Annotated in this window: 5 protein-coding genes and 1 riboswitch; all 5 genes read left to right on the plus strand. The window is 61.9% G+C overall.

Translation table 11 applies throughout. The features are described from left to right. Positions 1-395, plus strand: a 395-nt coding sequence (locus tag IBX54_RS12670; protein ID WP_296543016.1) for a peptidylprolyl isomerase, incomplete at its 5' end; no start/stop codon positions are given. Next, positions 392-1363, plus strand: coding sequence for a 4-hydroxy-3-methylbut-2-enyl diphosphate reductase (ispH, locus tag IBX54_RS12675; protein WP_296543017.1), 972 nt, complete (start codon positions 392-394; stop codon positions 1361-1363). The genes IBX54_RS12670 and ispH, both read left to right, overlap by 4 nt. 153 nt (positions 1364-1516) lie before the next feature. Next, positions 1517-2839, plus strand: coding sequence for a serine--tRNA ligase (serS, locus tag IBX54_RS12680; protein WP_296543018.1), 1323 nt, complete (start codon positions 1517-1519; stop codon positions 2837-2839). Positions 2840-2997: 158 nt separating this feature from the next. Beyond that, a complete protein-coding gene (locus tag IBX54_RS12685; RefSeq protein ID WP_296543019.1) occupies positions 2998-3522 on the plus strand; it encodes an ATP-binding protein in 525 nt (174 codons plus the stop codon). A 26-nt stretch (positions 3523-3548) separates the two neighbouring features. After that, positions 3549-3644: riboswitch (TPP riboswitch) on the plus strand. Between the two features lie 65 nt (positions 3645-3709). Continuing rightward, a complete protein-coding gene (locus IBX54_RS12690) occupies positions 3710-4732 on the plus strand; it encodes a thiamine ABC transporter substrate binding subunit (RefSeq protein WP_296543020.1) in 1023 nt (340 codons plus the stop codon). Positions 4733-4903 lie beyond the last annotated feature (171 nt).

Genomic DNA, 4903 nt, shown 5'->3' on the forward strand with positions numbered 1-4903 from the left:
CCGGTGACGTGGTCAACACCTTTGCCGCTGCACCCGCCACGCTGACCCTGGGCACCGGCGAGCTCGCGCCCGCCCTGGAGGCGCGCCTGATCGGACTGGCCGAGGGCAGCCGCACCACGCTGGAACTGCCCGCCGGCGAGGTGTTCGGCCCGCGCAGCCCTGACATGCTGCAGTGGATGGCACGCAAGGAGCTGCTCGACCTGGGCGGCGCCGATGAGGTTTACGCCGTGGGCGATGTGGTCAAGTTCCCCACGCCCGACGGCCAGGGCGAATTTGCCGGTGTGGTTGTTGACTTTCGCAACGACCATAAAGGTGAGGCGGTGCGGTTTGACTTCAACCACCCGCTGGCCGGCCAGCCGGTCACGTTTGAAGTCCAGGTCATCGGGGTGTTATGAAAACGAACGCTGGCCTTGAGGTGTTGCTGGCCGAGCCGCGTGGCTTTTGTGCCGGCGTGGATCGCGCCATAGAAATTGTGGAGCGTGCGCTGACCAAGTTTGGTGCGCCCATCTACGTGCGCCACGAAATCGTGCACAACACCTTTGTGGTGAATGACCTGAAAGCCAAGGGCGCGATTTTCATTGAAGAGCTGGACGATGTGCCCAAGGGCGCGACGCTGGTTTTTTCGGCCCACGGCGTGAGCCTGGCGGTGCAACACGAGGCCGCTGCGCGCGGTTTTCGTGTTTTTGACGCCACCTGCCCACTGGTGACCAAGGTGCATGTGGAAGTGGCCAAGCTGGCCAAAGAGGGTTATGAGTTCATCATGATCGGCCACAAGGGACACCCCGAGGTGGAAGGCACCATGGGCCAGCTTGACAGTGGCATTCATCTGGTGGAGGATGTGGCGGACGTGGCGCGCATCCAGCCAACGCAGACCGAAAAACTGGCCGTGGTCACACAAACCACCCTCAGCGTAGATGACGCAGCCGCCATTGCCGCGGCCATCAAGGCGCGCTTTCCCAATGTGCGCGAGCCCAAGCAGCAGGACATTTGTTATGCCACGCAAAACCGCCAGGATGCCGTCAAGCTGATGAGCCCGCAGGTCGATGTGGTGGTGGTGGTGGGCAGCCCCACCAGCTCCAACAGCAACCGCTTGGTCGAATTGGCGCGCAAGCTCGGCACGCCCGGCTACATGGTTGACAGTGCCGACGATTTGCAGCCACCGTGGTTTGCGGGCTGTCAGCGCGTGGGCCTGACCGCCGGTGCTTCGGCCCCGGAAATTCTGGTGGCGCAGGTGATTGAGCGCCTGAAAGCGCTGGGTGCCGTGTCAGTGCAGCGCATGCCGGGCGACCCCGAGAGCGTCAAATTTCCGCTGCCCAAAGGTTTGCGGCTGGATCAGAATGAAGACCACCAAGCAAATGAATAGCCGCCATTGCGAGCCAGCTGAATCGACGCGATACCGCATACGGACCTTGAACCGTCATCGCGAGCGAAGCGTGGCGATCCATGACCTCCGACTGTATGGACTGCCGCGCTACGCTCGCAGTGACACGACACAACCCTTTATATTTTCACCATCATGCTAGACATTACCCTGCTGCGCAAAGACCTGGCCCACGTGGTGGCCTGCCTGGAAACCCGCAAAAGCCCGCAAGCCTTTTTGGACGTGGCCTCCTTCACCACGCTTGAGACCGAGCGCAAAACCATTCAGGTTCGCACCGAGGCGCTGCAAGCCCAGCGCAATAGCGCCAGCAAGCAAATTGGCCAGCTCAAGGCCAAGGGCCCTGCTGGTGCTGCTGAAGTTGATGCCGTGATGGCGCAGGTGGCGGGCATCAAGGACGAGCTTGACGCGTCCAGCAAGCGCCTCGACCAGATTCAGCTGGAGATGCAAACCCTGTTGCTGGCAGTGCCCAATCTGCCGCACGAGAGCGTGCCGGTGGGCGCGGACGAGCATGGCAACGTGGTGGTTCGCAGCTGGGGCACCCCACGCAACTTTGACTTCACCATCAAGGACCATGTGGATGTGGGTGAACCCCTGGGGCTGGACTTTGCCATGGGTGTCAAGCTCACCGGCGCGCGTTTTACCGTGATGCAGGGGCAGGTGGCGCGCCTGCACCGGGTGCTGGCGCAGTTCATGCTCGACGTGCAGACCCAGGAGCACGGCTACACCGAGTGCTACACGCCCTACATCGTCAATGGCGACACGCTCAGGGGCACGGGCCAGTTGCCCAAGTTCGAGGGCGACCTGTTTGCTGTCAAAAAGGGCGGCCAGGAGGGCGAGGAGCAGCCCGACAATACCGCGCTGTATTTGATTCCGACGGCCGAGGTGACGCTGACCAACTTTGTGCGCGACGTGGTGCTGGCCGAAGATGATCTACCGATCAAGTTCACCGGCCACACGCCGTGCTTCAGGTCCGAGGCCGGCTCGGCCGGGCGCGACACCCGTGGCCTGATTCGTCAGCACCAGTTCGACAAGGTCGAGATGGTGCAGATCGTGCACCCCGACCACAGTTACGAGGCGCTTGAAGCCATGACCGGCCACGCCGAAGCCATTTTGCAAAAATTGGGCCTGCCTTACCGGGTGATGAGCCTGTGCACCGGCGACATGGGTTTTGGCGCCAGCAAAACCTACGACCTCGAAGTCTGGCTGCCGGCCCAAAACACCTACCGCGAGATCAGCTCGGTGAGCAACTGCGAAGCCTTCCAGGCGCGCCGCTTGCAAGCCCGTTTCAAGAACGCGCAGGGCAAAAATGAGCTGGTGCACACCCTCAATGGCTCTGGTCTGGCAGTCGGCCGAACCCTGGTGGCGGTGCTTGAAAATTACCAGAACGCCGACGGCTCGGTCACCGTGCCCGAGGTGCTGCGGCCGTATCTGGGTGGTCTGCAAAGCTTGCAGCCTTGAAGTAAATAACAGTGCAATGGCGACAGGTTCCCGTCATTGCGAACGCAGTGAAACAATCCATGACTTCTGACTGCATGGATCGCCGCGCTTCGCTCGCGATGACGGTTCAACGTCAGTATGCGGTATCGGACCAGCGACGGGCGGCTTGCAGTGACCCTTTGCGCATCTGTCTGATCGGTGCCGAATGCACCGGAAAAACCACACTGGCACAGGCACTGGCCTTGCACTTTGGCGGGTTCTGGGTGCCTGAGCAGTTGCGCGCATTTTGTGACCGGCATGGTCGCACGCCCAGGATGGAAGAGCAAGCGGCCATCATGCGGGCCCAGTTTGAGCAGGAAGAGCAGGTGGCTGCACAGGCCCTGCAGGCAGCTTGTAGCTATGTGTTTTGCGACAGCGCGCCGCTGCTTGCCGCCGTTTACAGTGACTTTTATTTCTCCGACCGTTCGCTTTTTGATTGCGCCTACGCCTTGCATACCCGCTACGCGCTAACGCTGGTCTTGTCGCCCGACCTGCCCTGGCAACCCGACGGCGTGCAGCGCGACAGTGATGCCGTGCGCGCAGAAATGCACACCCGCATCCAGCACGCATTGCAAACCATGCACCTGCTCCACATCGAAGTTTCAGGCCAGGATGATGCACGCTTGCAGGCGGCGATTTTGGCGGTGGAGACGCTGACCTGCTGAGATCTGGCCCCGCCTCATTACAATGGCGCCCTCACCGGGGGTGTCCGTTGCAAGACGGACTGAGACAGTCCCCTCACCTGATCTGGATCATGCCAGCGTAGGGAGCGTGAAGGTTAAAGGCGCTGCCGCCTGTCGGCTATGCCTTTCGCCCAGCGCCCCAGAGGCTGGCGCATTGAAAGGCTTTGCCATGAACCGTCGTCTGTTCGCCCTTGCCGCCACCGCGCTGGCCGCTTTGATTGTGTCAACTCCAAGCCTTGCTGCCGATGAGCTGCGCGTGATGGTGCACAGTTCCTTCTCTTTGCCCAAGCCCCTGCTGGCGCAGTTCGAGGCGCAGAACAACATCAAGCTGGCCATCATCAAGGGCGGTGATGCCGGTGAGATGCTCAACAAGCTCATTTTGACGCGCGCCCAACCCGTGGCCGACGCGGTGTTCGGCATCGACAACACGCTGGTCGGAAAAGCCGTAGCCGCCGGTGTGCTGGAACCCACGCTGCCGCAGACGGCGAACGCCCCCGATGCCGATCTGGGCACGGCGCTGGCCGCCGTGGACTATGGTTTTGTCACGTTGAACTATGACAAGGCGGCGGTCGCCAAAAGCGGTGTGGCTCTGCCCACGACCCTGCAGGCACTGGCGCTGCCTGCCTATAAGGGCTGGCTGGTTACGCCCAACCCGGCCACCAGCAGCACTGGCTATGCCTTTTTGCTGGCCACGATTTCTGCCATGGGCGATGAGCCCGCCTTTGCCTGGTGGGCACAAATGCGCAGCAATGGCCTGAAAGTGGTGAAAGGCTGGAGCGAAGCTTATTACACCGACTTTGCACGCAACAAGGGTGCCTATCCGCTGGTGGTGAGCTATGCCACCAGCCCGGCGGCCGAGGTGTTTTATAGCAAGGAAAAAATCACCGAGTCGCCTACCGCCAGCCTGAATCTCAAGGGTGGCGTATTTCGCCAAGTGGAAGGCGTGGGCCTCGTCAAAGGTGGCGGCCAGCGTGCTGCGGCGCTGAAGTTTGTCGATTTCATGCGCTCAGGCCCGGTGCAGCAGGCGCTGCAAACCGAAATGTGGATGTACCCGGCGCAGCCCGACACCGTGCGCGCCGAGGTGATGCGCCACGCCGCCGAGCCCGCCGCCTTCGAGGCTCCGGCCGCCCAGGTGATTGCCAGCCAGGGGGCCGCGTGGGTGGCGCGCTGGACCAAGGTGGTGCTGAAGTAGGCCCACGCCATAGGCTGTCATTGCGAGCGAAGCGCGGCAATCCATGCCCCATGAATTCAAACAGCCTGGACTGCTGCGCTACGCTTTCCATGAACAGCCCCGTCATTGCGAACGCGGTGACGCAATCCATGACCCCGGAAGTCATGGATCGCCACGCTTCGCTCGCGATGA

The sequence above is a fragment of the Rhodoferax sp. genome (genome assembly GCF_014859475.1).
GTDB lineage: Bacteria > Pseudomonadota > Gammaproteobacteria > Burkholderiales > Burkholderiaceae_C > Rhodoferax.

What these genes read in the sequence shown, in the direction of transcription:
- ispH (WP_296543017.1), top strand. Translation starts at nt 392, where the DNA reads ATGAAAACGAACGCTGGCCTTGAGGTGTTGCTGGCCGAGCCGCGTGGC.
- serS (WP_296543018.1), top strand. Translation starts at nt 1,517, where the DNA reads ATGCTAGACATTACCCTGCTGCGCAAAGACCTGGCCCACGTGGTGGCC.
- IBX54_RS12690 (WP_296543020.1), top strand. Translation starts at nt 3,710, where the DNA reads ATGAACCGTCGTCTGTTCGCCCTTGCCGCCACCGCGCTGGCCGCTTTG.